The sequence below is a fragment of the Halopiger djelfimassiliensis genome, from assembly GCF_000455365.1.
Classification (GTDB): domain Archaea; phylum Halobacteriota; class Halobacteria; order Halobacteriales; family Natrialbaceae; genus Halopiger_B; species Halopiger_B djelfimassiliensis.
In genome coordinates this window covers 140,570-154,286 of sequence record NZ_HG315686.1, presented here as the reverse complement: position 1 = coordinate 154,286, position 13,717 = coordinate 140,570, and the positions used below count along the sequence as shown (strand labels likewise).

Annotated in this window: 13 protein-coding genes; 3 read left to right on the top strand and 10 right to left on the bottom strand. The window is 65.3% G+C overall.

All coding sequences use genetic code 11. The features are described from left to right. Window positions 1-90: 90 nt before the first annotated feature. The 7 genes from TX80_RS11920 to TX80_RS11890 form a co-directional block, all read right to left on the bottom strand. Window positions 91-1,248 (bottom strand): phosphotransacetylase family protein, encoded by a 1,158-nt coding sequence (locus TX80_RS11920; protein ID WP_049923363.1) that lies wholly within the window; start codon window positions 1,246-1,248, stop codon window positions 91-93. After that, window positions 1,245-3,341 carry an acetate--CoA ligase family protein gene (locus TX80_RS11915; RefSeq protein WP_049923362.1) on the bottom strand — a complete coding sequence of 699 codons (2,097 nt, stop codon included), beginning with the start codon at window positions 3,339-3,341 and terminating at the stop codon, window positions 1,245-1,247. Before TX80_RS11915 ends, TX80_RS11920 begins: the two co-directional genes overlap by 4 nt. An 88-nt stretch (window positions 3,342-3,429) precedes the next feature. Further along, the gene (locus tag TX80_RS11910) at window positions 3,430-4,443 is read right to left on the bottom strand and encodes a metal ABC transporter permease (protein ID WP_049923361.1); all 1,014 of its coding nucleotides are present in this window, start codon (window positions 4,441-4,443) and stop codon (window positions 3,430-3,432) included. 3 nt (window positions 4,444-4,446) lie between these two features. Then, complete coding sequence (locus TX80_RS11905; protein ID WP_049923360.1) at window positions 4,447-5,187, bottom strand: metal ABC transporter ATP-binding protein; 741 nt, start codon at window positions 5,185-5,187, stop codon at window positions 4,447-4,449. Beyond that, window positions 5,184-6,203, bottom strand: coding sequence for a metal ABC transporter substrate-binding protein (locus TX80_RS11900; protein ID WP_049923359.1), 1,020 nt, complete (start codon window positions 6,201-6,203; stop codon window positions 5,184-5,186). Before TX80_RS11900 ends, TX80_RS11905 begins: the two co-directional genes overlap by 4 nt. Before the next feature lie 220 nt (window positions 6,204-6,423). Further along, on the bottom strand, window positions 6,424-7,563 hold the full coding sequence (locus TX80_RS11895) for a YhjD/YihY/BrkB family envelope integrity protein (RefSeq protein ID WP_049923358.1): 1,140 nt from the start codon (window positions 7,561-7,563) through the stop codon (window positions 6,424-6,426). A gap of 99 nt (window positions 7,564-7,662) precedes the next feature. Further along, the gene (locus tag TX80_RS11890) at window positions 7,663-8,667 is read right to left on the bottom strand and encodes a carbohydrate kinase family protein (protein ID WP_049923357.1); all 1,005 of its coding nucleotides are present in this window, start codon (window positions 8,665-8,667) and stop codon (window positions 7,663-7,665) included. A gap of 119 nt (window positions 8,668-8,786) precedes the next feature. On the opposite strand from TX80_RS11890, the gene TX80_RS11885 reads away from it, so the two are divergent. Next, the gene (locus tag TX80_RS11885) at window positions 8,787-9,935 is read left to right on the top strand and encodes a hypothetical protein (protein ID WP_154658636.1); all 1,149 of its coding nucleotides are present in this window, start codon (window positions 8,787-8,789) and stop codon (window positions 9,933-9,935) included. Window positions 9,936-9,995: 60 nt separating this feature from the next. Here TX80_RS11885 and TX80_RS11880 read toward each other — a convergent pair whose 3' ends face one another. Then, on the bottom strand, window positions 9,996-11,465 hold the full coding sequence (locus tag TX80_RS11880; RefSeq protein WP_049923355.1) for an aldehyde dehydrogenase family protein: 1,470 nt from the start codon (window positions 11,463-11,465) through the stop codon (window positions 9,996-9,998). 206 nt (window positions 11,466-11,671) lie between these two features. Between TX80_RS11880 and dpsA the strand changes: the two genes are divergently transcribed. Next, window positions 11,672-12,217 carry a DNA starvation/stationary phase protection protein DpsA gene (gene dpsA / locus TX80_RS11875; protein WP_049923354.1) on the top strand — a complete coding sequence of 182 codons (546 nt, stop codon included), beginning with the start codon at window positions 11,672-11,674 and terminating at the stop codon, window positions 12,215-12,217. 207 nt (window positions 12,218-12,424) lie between these two features. Here dpsA and TX80_RS19445 read toward each other — a convergent pair whose 3' ends face one another. Then, complete coding sequence (locus TX80_RS19445; RefSeq protein WP_195893071.1) at window positions 12,425-12,595, bottom strand: DUF7331 family protein; 171 nt, start codon at window positions 12,593-12,595, stop codon at window positions 12,425-12,427. A gap of 165 nt (window positions 12,596-12,760) precedes the next feature. On the opposite strand from TX80_RS19445, the gene TX80_RS11870 reads away from it, so the two are divergent. Then, window positions 12,761-13,300 (top strand): macro domain-containing protein, encoded by a 540-nt coding sequence (locus tag TX80_RS11870; protein ID WP_049923353.1) that lies wholly within the window; start codon window positions 12,761-12,763, stop codon window positions 13,298-13,300. Window positions 13,301-13,325: 25 nt separating this feature from the next. Here the strand turns inward: TX80_RS11870 and TX80_RS11865 are convergent, their stop codons facing one another. Then, on the bottom strand, window positions 13,326-13,679 hold the full coding sequence (locus tag TX80_RS11865; protein WP_154658635.1) for a hypothetical protein: 354 nt from the start codon (window positions 13,677-13,679) through the stop codon (window positions 13,326-13,328). Window positions 13,680-13,717: the final 38 nt, after the last annotated feature.

The window sequence follows — 13,717 nt, the reverse complement described above, 5'->3', positions numbered from 1 at the left end:
CTTTTGGCTGAACGGACACGCTTGCAAAGCGCTGCGGCTCGCTGTCCTGATGTCCCGCCTTGAGCGATCGGACCGAAAAGGAGTTCGTAGCTACGGTTCCGGGTCGAGGATCTCGTCGACGGCCGCGTGATCGGACAGGAGCGACTCCATCCGGTCGACGGTCTCGACATCGCGGGTTCGGCCGCTCCGAACGACGTCTTCGGCGCGCTCGACGGTCGTGAGCGTGTCCGTCTGGACCGAAAGGATCGGGACGCCACGTTCGGCGGCTTGGCCCACGATCGTTCCCGACGGCCGGTGACCGCCGGTCAGGATGAGACAGCGAACGCCGGGTGCCTCGAGTGCGGCAGTGTGGATCTCGGCGCGGTCACCGCCGGTGATGACCGCGGCGTCTTTCGTCCGCCGGAAGTACCGCAACGCGCTGTCGGCACCCATCGCGCCGACCGAAAAGCGCTCGACGTACGCGTCGGTCCCCTCGTCGACGAGTACCGATGCGCCGAGTTCGTCCGCCAGTTCCGCCACCGTCACGCCCGAGAGCGTCCGCTCGCTCGGGAGCACGCCGTAGACCGGAATCCCGCGCCCCTCGAGGAAGGGCACGATGTCCGTCTCGAGTTGATCGTAGGCGGCGTCGGCGACGTCGTTGAAGATCACGCCGTCGAGGCGGTCCCCGAACGCCGTGGCCGCCGCGAGCACGTCGTCGACATCGGACGGAACCTCGTAAGGGGCGACCACCACGACGCGGGCGTCGAGGAGGTCCGCGATGTCGGCGTCGGTGAGATCGACGATGCCCCCGACGTCGTACTCGCCGCCGCCTTCGAGAAACAGCCGGTCGTGATCGGCCGCGAGCGTCTCGAACGCCTCCCGCACGCGGTCGCGGAGCTCCGCGGGATCCTCTCGGCCCCGGATGGCCTGTTCGATGAACGTCGGGGAGTAGACGACCGGCTCGAGGTCGTGGAGTTCGGCCTCCAGATCGAGCAGTTCGCGGGCGAGCATCGGGTCCTCGTCGAGGGTCTTCCCGACGTTGCTCTGGAGACGCGTCCCCTTCGGTTTCATATAGCCGACGCTGTCGCCGTCAGCCCGTGCGAGCCGGGCGAGCGCGAGCGAGATCGCGGTTTTTCCGGTGCTCTCCTCGAGCGAACTGACGAGGAGCGTATCGGCGTCGGCGGTCGTCGACGCGGTACTGTCGGTGGTCTCGCTGGACGAACCAGCGTCGGTGGCAGTGTCAGTGGCTTCGGGTTCGGTGTCAGTCATAGTTCCTCCGTATCAACCGTGAGTCTGAAGTCGATCGCCTGTACGCCCTCCGGCCCGACGACGAGCGGGTTGACGTCGAGCTCGAGGATCGACGGGAAGTCCGTCACCAGCTGTGAGAGCCGCTGAATCGTCTCGACGACCGCGTCAACGTCGGCGGGCTCGCGGCCGCGAGCGCCGCGCAACAGCGGCGCGGCCTTGATCTCGTCGACCATCTCGCGGGCCTCACCCTCGCCGATCGGCGCGACGCGAACCGACGTATCCTCGAGGATCTCGACGAAGATTCCCCCGAGGCCGAACAACAGGAGCGGGCCGAACTGCGGATCGCGGTTCATCCCGACGATCGTTTCGGTGGCGTCGTCGAGGTCGAGCATCTCCTGGACCTGGACGCCGAGGATCGTCGCGTCGGGTTGGTAGTTTCGCGCCCGGGCGACGACGTCCTCGTAGGCGTCGTACACCTCGTCGTCGCCGACGCCGACTTTCACGCCGCCGATGTCGGACTTGTGTGAGATGTCGGGACTGACGATCTTCATCACGACGTCGCCGTCGATCGAGGCGGCGACGTCGCGGGCACGATCCGGATCGTCGACGATCTCCCCAGTTGGCGTCGGAATGCCGTAGGCCTCGAGCAACGCCATCGACTCGACGCCGAGGCGGTTGTCGTCCCGGCTTTCGGCCCGCCCCAAGATCTCGCGGGCGCGTTCGCGGTCGACGTCGAACCGTTCCGGTTCGTCGACCGTCCGCTCGCGTACGTCACGGTAACGGGCCAGCGCGTCGAGTCCCGACACCGCTCGCGCGGGATCGAAGTAGTTCGGAACGCCGGATTCGCGAAGCTCCGTCTCGGCGTCTCGGGCGCGCTGGCCGCCCATCAGACAGGTGACGACGGGTTTCCCGAACTCCTCGCGTTTCTCGATGACGACCTCCGCGAGTTCGTCGTAGGGAAGCACCGCCGTCGGCGCGCTGACCACGACGGCGCTGCCGACGTTGGGATCGGCGAGCGCGAGCTCGAGGGCCGTCCCGAACCGCTCGACGTCCGCGTCTCCGATCGTGTCGATCGGGTTGTAGACGTTGGCCTCCTCGGGCATCGCCTCGGCCAGCGCGTCGATCGTCTCGTCGGTGAAGTCGGCCATCTCCAGTGTCGAATCACCGACGGCGTCGGTCGTGAGCACGCCGGGACCGCCCGCGTTCGTGACGACGGCGACGCCGTCGGAATCGGGTTCGGGGAGTCCCGAAAGGGCCCGCGCGTAGTCGAACAGTTCCTGCACCGACTCGGCACGGAGCACGCCGGCCTGCTCGAGGCCGGCCTCGTAGGCTCGCTCGCTGCCGGCGATCGCACCGGTGTGGGAGGACGCCGCCTGTGCACCGGCGTCCGTTCGGCCGGATTTGACGAGGACGATCGGGGTGTCATCGGTCACCTCCCGCGCCGTTCGGACGAACTCGCTGCCGTCGTCGATCCCCTCGAGGTAGCCGATGACGACGTCCGTATCGGGATCGTTGCCCCACTCGCGGACGAAGTCGGTTTCGTCGAGGACGGACTTGTTGCCGAGCGAGACGACGTCCTGAAAGCCGATCCCCTGCTCGTTGGCCCAGTCGAGGACGGCAGTGATGAACGCCCCGGACTGACTCATAAACGAGATCGACCCCTCGATGGCGTTCTCGGGGCCGAACGTGGCGTTCATCCCGTTGGGCGTCGACATGACGCCGAGGCTGTTCGGCCCGACGACGTTGAGATCGTACTCCTCGGCGATCTCGCGCAGCTCCCGTTCGCGCGTTGCGCCCTCGCTGCCGGTCTCGGAGAAGCCGGCGGTGATGACGACGACGTGGTTCGTCCCGGCCTCGCCGAGTTCCCGGATCGTCTCGAGAACGACCGGCGGCGGAACGACGACCACTGCCAGATCGATCGGCGGCGCGCTCGGTACGTCGGGATAACACTCGAGCCCGAGCACTTCCTCACGGTTCGGGTTGATCGGCACGACCTCGCCTGCGAAATCGGCTTGCAGGTTCTCGAGTATCGCCCGGCCAACTGCGCCTTCGCGGTCGGTCGCCCCGACGACACCGACGACCTCGGGTGCGAAAAGCTCGGATAACCGTCCCATCGGTTGGGGGTACCGCGAGGGCGATGTTAAAGGGGTCGGTAATTCCCGCGAAGGAGGGACGGTTGGGTGCCGTCGTCGAGGGACAGTGTCAGTGCGTCGAGATCGCCGCTACCGAGCGGTTGGAGGCGAAAATCGCCAGCAGATACGCCGAGATAGCGACGACGACGATCGATCCGCCGGGGGGAAGGCTCTGGGAAATCGCGAACGCGAACCCCCCGACGATCGATAGCTCCCCGATCAGGATCGAGAGGAAAAGCGTCTCGCGGAAGCTGTTTGCGAGTTGGGTAGCGGCCGCGACCGGGACGACCAGCATCGCGGCGACGAGGATGACGCCGAGGATCTGCATCGCACCGACGACGACGACGGCCGTCATCACGATCAACAACGTGTTGTACAGCGAGACGTTCAGCCGGGCAACGCGGGCGGCTTGCTCGTCGAACGTGATAAAGAGGAGTTGTTTGTAGGTTGCGACGACGACCGCGACGACGACGACGCTGAGGACGGCCATCGTGCGCGCCCCCGTGGGCGAAACGACCGAGAGGTTCCCGAAGAGATACCCCTCGATGCTGATTCCCGTCAGTCCGCGACCGTAGCTGATGATGAGCGTCCCGACGGCGAAACTCCCCGTGAGCATGATCGCGATCGGGACGTCGCCGTACGTGTCGGTCCGCTCGGTCAGCCACTGGACGCCGAGTGCCCCCACGATGGCGACGACGAGGGCGACGAACAGCAGCGGGCCGTCCCAGCCGGTCGTCGCGTTGAACAACAGCCCGATCGCGACGCCGGCGAAGGCCGTATGGGCGAGGGTTTCGCCGATGAGTGCCATCTCGCGGTGAACGAGATAGGTTCCGACCAGTGGGGCGACGACCCCGATGAGGACGCCGGTCGCCATCGATCGCCACATGAACGGGTGCGAGAAGACGTTCGTCCCGAGGCCGTCGTCGAGCAGCCGACCGGCCAGCCGGAGCTGCTCGTAAAGCGGCGCGACCAGCGGATACTCCCGGAGCCAATCGACGAGCAACAGCGCGAGCATTGCGGTCGCAAGCAGTCCCGTCAGGACGATTCCCGCGAGTTCCAGCCGGCGTCTCGTGTTCCCGTGCATCGGTCAGTGGTGGTGGTGGACGACCTGTCCGGTCGTGCCGTACGCTTCGGTGAGCGCGTCGCTTTCGACGAACGATTCGGTGTCTCCGTGGTGGTACAGTTCCGTGTTGAGACAGGCGATTCGGTTCGCGCGATCGGTGACGACGCCGATGTCGTGTTCGATCAGGACGATCGTAATGCCGGACTCGTTCAACGACTCCAGCAGCCGATAGAACGCGTCCCGTGACTCGGCGTCGACGCCGACGGTCGGTTCGTCGAGCGCGAGTAACTCGGCCTCGGACGCAAGCGCCCGGGCGATGTAGACCCGCTGGCGCTGGCCGCCGGAGAGCTGAGAGATCCGCCGATCCGCCAGATCGGCGATGTCGACCGTCTCGAGGGCCTCGTCGACGAGACGCCGATCCTCGTCGGTCAGCCGTCCGTGGCCGACGTGGGGGAACCGCCCCATCGTGACGACCTCGCGGACGGTAACGGGCATCGTCCCGGCCTGGCTGGTCGCCTGCTGGGAAACGTAGCCGATCCGCTCGCCGTTCTCGAACGCCTCGATCGGCTCGCCGAAGAGTTCGATCGAGCCGCTATCGGGCGCGTACAGCCCGAGCATGAGGTGTAAAAGCGTCGTCTTTCCGGATCCGTTCGGGCCGATCAGCCCGAGGAAGTCGCCTTGCTCGACGGTCAACGAGACATCACGGACGGCCGGCTGGTCGCCGTAGGCAAACGTCACGTTCTCGACGGAGATAACCGGCGTCACTGTGCTCCAAGTGCCTCTCTGAACGCGGGGATGTTTATCTCTTCCATTTGTTCGAGATATCCCCAGTCGTTTTGCTGCCACGTCTTGAGGGTCCCCTCGGCAGGGGTGACCGGCATCGCGTCGGTTGCGGAGCTCCCCTCGAGGATCGTCCTGGCCTGTCGGGGAAGGTCGTCCTCGCCGGCGACCTCGAACCGATCGTACAGGATCGTCTCGATCCCTCGATCGTCGACGAGTTCGATCGTCGACGAGAGCGCGTCGAAGTCCGGTTCGTCCTGTGGCGAGACGCCGGTTGGCGTGTGAATCTCGAACCCGTAGCGGTGCTGGAGATACTTGTAGGAGTTGTGCCCGGCGAGGACGGCGACGTCGCGCTCGGCCTCGTCGACGAGAGTCCGAAACCGCTCGTCGAGCGTCTCGAGTCGGTCGTTGTAGGCCGCGGCGTTGTCCTCGAACGTCTCGGCACTGTCTGGCGCGGCCGCGCCGAGTTCGTCGGCGATGGTGGTCACGATCTCCCGGGCGAGAACCGGGTCGACCCAGACGTGAGGGTCGACGTTGCCGCGGTCGTGATCGCCGTGGTCGTCGTGGTCGTTATGACCGTGATCGTCGTGGTCGTTATGACCGTGATCGTGGTCCCAATCCAGCAACTCGTCATCGAGTCCTTCGAGACCGTCGATGACCGCGACGGTCTCGTAGTCGGCCTCGAGCGTCGTCGCGACGTCTTGTGCCCAGGAGAACTCCGGCAAGTCGAGATAGACGAAGGCGTCGGTCGACGCGATATCGGTGACGAGCGTCCCGTCGGGTTCCCACCCGTGGCCCATCTCGCCGGCCCCGACCGGATTCTCGAACGATGCTTCGTCGCCGGTGACGTGTTGGGTCCAGTCCCACAGTGCAAAGAACGCGGCGTACCCCGAGTCGACGCCCTCGCCGGTGCGAGCGACGCCGTCCAGACAGCCCGCCAGCGAACCGACCGCAACCGATCCGGCGCTCCCTTGCAGGAACGTCCGTCGTGAGAGGTTCATATTCGAGAATACGCACCGCCGGCTAAAAGAGTTATTATCTAATCCATCTTTGTTATTAACTACTGCCTTCGATGGGGAAGTGTATTAACAAAAAGCGGCGGAATAGCGGGTCGGAGTTAGCAACTCGAGGCCGCCGCTCTCGAGGCGACAACGTAGCGTCCCGTCGACGGTCCGGACGGTCCGTCCCGACGCGACCGGCCGTCGACCTGCTGTCGGTTCGTCAGGGCTGCCGTTCGACGGTACCGACGCTCACCGATCGGAACCGTGAGCGGAGCTCCCGCAGCCGTGCTCCCCACCTGCGGCTCGTCTCGAGTTCCCGGCGGAGCCGTTCGTTCTCGGCCTCGAGCGCTCGGGCCCTCGTCTCGAGGTCGTCGACCCGGTCCTCGAGCCGGTAGCGCCGCGTTCGCTGGGCCGCGAGATCGTTTCGGAGCTGATCGCGCTCCCGTTCGAGGGTTTCGGCGCGGGCCGCGAGCCGGTCTCGCTCGCGTTTCGTCGCGTCGACGAACGGTTCGCGCTCGGTCTCCGCGGTCGCATCCTCGACGCGCTCGGTCGACTCCGCGCCGTCGGCTCCGGGCTCGAGATAACCCGTTCCGATCGCGTTGACGACCGCTCCGGCGAGCAGGATCAACCCGCCGAAGTACAGCCACGTCAAAAGGAGGATGATGGCACCGACCGGGCCCGCCGACTCCGAACCGGACGCAAACGAGACGTAGACTCGGAACAGCGACTGGAGTGCCGTCCAGCCGACCGCCGCGACGACGACGCCGGGGACGACCTCCCGGCGGGACACGTCGACGTCGGGGAAGTAGTAGTACATCGGGTAGAACGCGAGCGTGAGCACGACGACGAGCAGAAGGGATTGAACGACGCCGATGAACGGGATCGCCGACAGGAAGGCAAAGAGGACTCCCGCGATGGTCGCCGCGAGGAGCGCGCCGCCGATCGCGCCGAAGACGAGCACGGCATCACGCAGTTGGTCGACGAACGAACTCTCGCCGGCCGTGCCGTAGATCTCCGAAAAGGCCGTGTCGAGCCCCCGGAATATTTTCAGTGATCCCCACAGTAAGACGACGAGACCGACGAGCGTCGAGCCGGCGGTAGCCGGTGAGTCCTCGATCGCGTTTTCGACCAGCAACTGTCCGCTCTCCGGGAGAAATCCCTCCGTCGTCTCCGAGACTGCGGCCGCGAACGCCTCGTCCCCGACGATCGTGACGAGAAAGAACACGAGGACGAGCAACGGCAACAACGAGATAAACGCCTGATAGGCGATGCTCGCGGCCATAAACGGCACGTTCTTCTCCTGTATTCCCCTCACGACTGTCTTGCCGAACGAGAGGCCGTCTCGAACGTCGGTGGACATGGGAAACGACGCGGACCGGAGGAGGATAGTCCGTCGGCTTGCAGCTTCGCCGTCGTACGGGATAGTCGTCCCGCACGAACCCGTTACGGGACCCTCTCTTTACCGTGATTCCGATCGCTCTCGGCGGAACGCTCGCACGGACTCGCGGTCGGGAAGCGCGGCCATCGCCCCCGGTTCCGTCGTCGCGATAGCCGCGACCGCACACGCGAACGCGAGCGTCTTCTCGAGCGACGTCGCCCCGCGCAACGCCGTGATCGCGCCCGCGACGAAGGCGTCGCCCGCCCCAGTCGTATCAACGGCGTCGACGTCGTACCCGCCGAACTCGGCGACGATCGGATCCGACGACGAGTCGTCGGGTCCCGTCCACGGCGACGACGGTTCGGCGACGGCGAGGGCACCCTCGCTCCCGCGCGTGACGAAACACACCTGCGGGCCGTGCTCGATCGCGGCTCGAGCGAGTGCCGATGGCGTCTCGCCATCGAACCCGAGCCGCTCGAGTTCCCCGACGGTCGCCTTGCAAACGTCGATATGCGGGAACACACCGCGAACGACCTCGACAAACGTCCCGTCGTCGTGCCACAGCTCCGGCCTGTGGTTCGGATCGAACGAAACCGTACACCCTGCATCGCTGGCCCGCTCGAGCAGGTCCATCGTCGCCGCCCGGGCGGACCCGGTCGCGAGCGTGACCCCGCCGAGGTGGACCCACTCGAGCACTTCGAGCGTCGCGTCGTCGATCCGGCCGGGCTCGAGGCGCGTGTCCGCGGTGCCGTCCCGATAGAAGGTAAACGTCCGCTCGCCAGCGTCGTCGTGGGTGACGAACGCGAGTGTCGTCTTCGCGACCGGATCGCGCTCGATGAACCGGTCCGGGAGTCCGTAGTCGACGAGTTGCCGCTCGAGATAGTGTCCAAAGGGATCGTCGCCGACGCGGGTCCAGAACAGCGGCGGTGCCGCGAGTCGGGCGAGACCGACGGCGACGTTCGCCGGTGCACCACCGGGTCGGCGCTCGAACCGCTCGACGGATGCGAGCGATCCGGGACGCTCGGGGAGGAAATCGATCAGCGTTTCGCCGGCGACGAGGACGGTGAGGTCCGGGTCACGCGCCATGCCTCGCGTTGCGGTCCCGACAGTGGTAGTCGGTTCGGAACCCGCGGTCACCGCCGGAACTGATTTTTCGAGAAAATGTAAAGTAGTATATATTACCGACTGCAAGAACGGACTGAATGATGAACGTTTCGAGACGGGTGGTCCTCGCAACGACCGCCGGCCTGACCGCCAGCGGATCGGGGTGTCTGAACGACTCCGACACAAGCGACGAACCGTCGGACTCGGAGGAACCGAACGATGAACCAGCCGGTTCAGCCGATCGCGAACCGGTCGAACGGTGGGTCCCCGCCTCCTCGGACGAGCCGACCGTCTTCAATTACGTCGACGCCACAACCGTCCGTGCCCGCGAGGACGATCTCGGACGGGAGACGATCGATGCCCTCAGGCTCGAACCCCGAGAGCCGACAGGCACGGTTCTGGACCGCTTCGAGGACCCGACCGTCGAGTACGTCCTCGAGTTCGGTCCCGAATACGACGTTAGCACCCACGTGATCGGCGGGGCGTTCGATCCCACAGTCCTCGAGGCGTGGCCTCTCGAGGAGGAGATCGACGAGTTCGAACGCTACGAACCGGCCGAGCCCGCGGTCGACGTCGCCGTTTCGGAATCGACGCTCGTCGTCGTCGATCCGGACGTCGGGAATATCGACGACGTCCTCGATGCGGGCACCGACGGTGACCGACACGTCGACGACCGGTTCGAGACGGTGCTCGAGCAGGTCGGCGACGACCACCTCTCGTCGGGAATCACGGCCGAGACGCTGGGGGACAAGGAGGTCGCGGTCGGACAGTCGTGGTCGCTTGGGACGGAAGCGGCCACGCTGACGATCTGCGTTGCGTCGAGCGACGAACCACCCGCGGCGGACGACTTCGAAGGGGTTCTGGACGGGTATCCCTACGCGGACCCGGTCGACGAGTTCACGGTCGAAATCGACGGGTCCGCTGCGGTGGCGACCGGGACCGCGCCGATCGCCGAACTAGAGACCATCGACCTCTTCGCCGAACGGCAACGGAGCGTCGGTCAGGAAGCTCAAGCAGGAGTCGATATCGACGTCGATCCAACAACTCGAGAAGTGACGGTGATGTACACGTCGGCGGGCAACACGGATTTCGTCGAAATCAAGACCGAAAGCGGACGGGAGACGACGCTGTCGGAGGTCGGCGAGACCCGGACGCTCGAGTACGAGGACGGCGTTTCGGATACCGTTTTGGTGATCGCGGTAGCGGGCGACACGCGAACGCAAATCCTGTCGGAGGACGTCTCGTTCTGAGAGCGGGACCGACGACTCGAGCGGTCGTCGGCGCGCGTGAGCCGGATGGACGCCCGAACGTTACAGGACGATGCTTTTCTTCCGCATCATCTCGTGTATCGAGGCGTCGAGTCCCTCACGGCCAATACCCGAGTCCTTGTTGCCGCCGAACGGGATGTCGCCGAGACCGTGGCTTGGCGCGCCGTTGATGCGGACGGCCCCGGCGTCGACGACCTCCGCGACCCGCATGGCGCGTTTGTAATCGGTCGTGAAGACGGCGGCGTCGAGCGCGAGGTCGGAGCCGTTCGCGATTTCGACGGCTTCGTCCTCGTCCTCGAAGGTCGTGACGGCGGCGATCGGACCGAACTGCTCTTCGTCGACGATGCGGGCATCGCGCGGGACGTTCGCCAGCAGCGTCGGTTCGAAGAACTGGTCGGCGAGTTCGTCCGGGACGCCCTCGGGTGCGCGGCGTTCGCCGCCGCGGACGAGATCCGCGCCCTTCTCGACGGCGTCTTCGACGAGTTCCTCGACCCAGTCGGCCTGATCCTCGCTGATGAGCGGTCCGAAGGCGGTGCCCTCATCGAAGAGGTCGCCGGCCTGCCAGGCGTCCATCTGCGCGTCGATCATGTCGACGAGGTCGTCGTGGACCGACTCGTGGGCGAGCACGCGCGAGATCGCCGAGCACCGCTGGCCGGCGTACTTGAACGATCCCTTGGCGCAGTTGCCCGCGACGTCTTCGAGGTCGGCGTCGTCGAAGACGATCGCCGGGGCGTTACCGCCGAGTTCCATGTGCAGGTTGACCATCCCGCTCTCGCGGGCGACGTGTTTACCCGCGCCCGAGGACCCGGTCATCGCGATGGCGTTGACGCGGTCGTCGCCCGAAAGCACGTCGCCGATCTCGCTGGCTTCGCCGGGGACGAAGTTGAACGCGCCGTCGGGGATCCCGTCGACGTCGGCGATGACGTCCGCGAGGATCGCCGCCGAGATGGGCGTCTTGCTCGCTGGCTTGAGCAGAACGCTGTTGCCCGCGGCGAGTGCAGGGGCAACCTGTAACGCGGTCGTCGCCAACGGGTAGTTGTACGGCGTGATACAGAGCACCGCCCCGATCGGTTCGTGTTTGACGATTGCCTGCCAGCCCTCGTGGCCCTCGGTCGACCCCTCGCGGAACTCCCCCTTGCTGACGATGTTCCGGGCCTCCTCGGCAGCGCGGTCGAACCGCTCTGCCGCCTGGCCGACCTCGCCGCGTGCCGACGAAATCGGCTTGCCGGCCTCGCGGACGATGACTTCCGCGAGTTCCTCCTCGCGTTCGCGCAGCCCCTCGGCGATCGTTTCACACCACGCCGCGCGCTCGACGACCGTCGTCCGACGCAGTTCGGGTTTGATCCCGTGGGCCGCCTCGAGTGCCGTCCGTGCCTCCGCCGGTCCCGCCGCGCCGACCTGGGCGAACGTCCCACCGTCGGCGAGATCCGAGACCGGAATCGCGTTCTCGGTCTCGAGCCACTCGCCGTCGACGTAAATCCGCTCTCTCCGCTGTGCCACTCTCGTTGCCATACGTCCCCATTGGACCCCCACACTGAAAATGTTTACTCACGGTTGAAAAAACAACACAACTTTTGACGGTGCCGTTCGGCGACACCTTCATTGTTGTACAAGCAGAAATCACACACCGACAACTCCGAACTAGTCTTTACTATATACAAAGAAATCTTCCCCGATGGGGAAGCTTTAAGTACGATGCGCGTGTATCCTTGGATAGGATGAGCACCCAAGAGACCGTCCGGCAGTCGGCAGACACCGTCGAGGAGAACGAGCTTCGCCTCGAGCAGGAGAAGGCCGAGCAGATCGTCGACGCATTGAACACGGAACTGGCGAACTCGTACGTCCTCTACCACCAGCTGAAAAAGCACCACTGGGTCGTCGAAGGTGCCGAGTTCCTCCCGCTGCACGAGTTCTTCGAGGAGGCCTACGAACACGTCGAGGAGGGTGCGGACGTCATCGCCGAGCGCGCTCAGGCGCTCGGCGGCGTCCCCGTCTCGGGTCCCGCGAACCTCGAGGAGCGGGCAACGGTCGAGTTCGAGGGCGAGGACGTCCACGATATCCGCACCATGATGCAAAACGACCTCGAGATGTACGGCGACATCATCGAGTCCCTGCGCGACAGCATCGAACTCGCCGAGAACTTCGGCGATTACGCCACCGCGGAAATCCTGCGTGATATCCTCGTCACCACCGAAGAGGACGGCCACCACTTCGAGCACTACCTCGAGGACGATACGCTGGTGCTCGAAGAAGCGACGAAGTAAGGCCCGCTGTTTCGCTATTTCGTGGACCGTCAGTCGGTGCACCGAGTGATAACGAGTCCGGAAAGAGGTGATAGGGCCGACTGGATCGGCGGCAGTGTCCGGTCGGCCACCGAAGCGACGTGAGAACCCGAACCGCCCTCCCTTCGACGGTCCGGAAACGGGCTACTCGCTCGTCGATACGACGGTCCACGTCCGGTTCCGACGAGTTCAGCGCTCGAGGTCGACGGTCAGGTCCGTCGCGATCCAGCCGTCCGTGTTGTCTCGTTCCGTAAAGACGACCTTGCCGGGGCGGGTCTCGTGACTGGTTACGAGCGCCGCCTGCTCCTCGAGTTCGCCGTCGTCGGAATCGGAATCCTGCCTGCGGGCGGGTACGTCCATCACCCGGAGTTAGGTGTGCCTAAATCTAAAAGGGTTTTGGTCCGCCTAAGTTTCTGGGAACTGGGAACTCGCTCGTCGGGCGGAGCGACTGTCGTTCGTGGAGTCGCCCATCGACAGGGAGGTGCGTGGTTTACTTTCAACCCGATCGAGTCCGTACCGGCGCGTATGGAGTTCGACGTCGTTCAGGGAGATATCGCTGAACAGTCCGCCGACGCACTCGTCAACGCCGCCGGGACGAGCCTCGAGATGGGGTCAGGGGTTGCCGGCGCACTCCGACGCGGTGCGGGCGAGGAGATCAACGACGAGGCGACCGAGAAGGGCCCCATCGACCTCGGCGCGGTCGCTATCACCGACGCCTACGACCTCGACGCCGACTACGTCATCCACGCCGCGGCGATGCCCCACTACGGCGACGGCGAGGCGACCGAAGCGAGCATCCGGGACGCGACTCGAAACGCCCTCGAGAAAGCCGACGACCTCCGCTGTCGCTCGCTCGTCCTTCCCGCACTCGGCTGTGGTGTCGCCGGGTTCGACCTCGCCGACGGGGCCGCAATCATCGGTGAGGAGATCGAACGCCACGACCCGGAGACGCTCGAGGACGTCCGTCTGATTGCCTACAGCGACGAGGAGTACGATACGATCCGGGCGGCGATCGGACGGGCGGACCGATCGGAGATGGCCGGGGAGAACGAGGCGGATCGGTAACAGAGCGCTCGAGAGCGGCCGACGCTTACGACCGTTCGATGATGGTAATCTCGGCCCCGCCGCCGAGACCGGTGAGTTCGTAGGTCCCGTCCGTCTCGATATCGAGGTCGAACGTCGATTCGCTTTTGATCGTTTCTCGGAGCATCGGGCTCGGGGCAAAGGAACTGTCCTTCCGGATCTGGAACTTCGCCCGACTTCCCGTGGGGTTCGCGGTCAGTTCGTACTCGTTGCCCTCTTCGGCCTCGAAGGTTTCACTCTCACTCGTCGAGAGTTCCGTCGACAGAACGACTTCACCCTCGTCGTCCTCATCACCGAGACAACCGGCGGTCCCACCCAGTGCAGTTATCGTCACCATGGTGACGAACTGTCGTCTATCCATAAATTATAGTACTGATGAATTATAATTTAATTATTTCT

Coding starts and splice junctions, on each gene's coding strand:
- TX80_RS11920 (WP_049923363.1), bottom strand. CDS start 1,248: ATGACTGACACCGAACCCGAAGCCACTGACACTGCCACCGACGCTGGT.
- TX80_RS11915 (WP_049923362.1), bottom strand. CDS start 3,341: ATGGGACGGTTATCCGAGCTTTTCGCACCCGAGGTCGTCGGTGTCGTC.
- TX80_RS11910 (WP_049923361.1), bottom strand. CDS start 4,443: ATGCACGGGAACACGAGACGCCGGCTGGAACTCGCGGGAATCGTCCTG.
- TX80_RS11900 (WP_049923359.1), bottom strand. CDS start 6,203: ATGAACCTCTCACGACGGACGTTCCTGCAAGGGAGCGCCGGATCGGTT.
- TX80_RS11895 (WP_049923358.1), bottom strand. CDS start 7,563: ATGTCCACCGACGTTCGAGACGGCCTCTCGTTCGGCAAGACAGTCGTG.
- TX80_RS11890 (WP_049923357.1), bottom strand. CDS start 8,667: ATGGCGCGTGACCCGGACCTCACCGTCCTCGTCGCCGGCGAAACGCTG.
- TX80_RS11885 (WP_154658636.1), top strand. CDS start 8,787: ATGAACGTTTCGAGACGGGTGGTCCTCGCAACGACCGCCGGCCTGACC.
- TX80_RS11880 (WP_049923355.1), bottom strand. CDS start 11,465: ATGGCAACGAGAGTGGCACAGCGGAGAGAGCGGATTTACGTCGACGGC.
- dpsA (WP_049923354.1), top strand. CDS start 11,672: ATGAGCACCCAAGAGACCGTCCGGCAGTCGGCAGACACCGTCGAGGAG.
- TX80_RS19445 (WP_195893071.1), bottom strand. CDS start 12,595: ATGGACGTACCCGCCCGCAGGCAGGATTCCGATTCCGACGACGGCGAA.
- TX80_RS11870 (WP_049923353.1), top strand. CDS start 12,761: ATGGAGTTCGACGTCGTTCAGGGAGATATCGCTGAACAGTCCGCCGAC.
- TX80_RS11865 (WP_154658635.1), bottom strand. CDS start 13,679: ATGGATAGACGACAGTTCGTCACCATGGTGACGATAACTGCACTGGGT.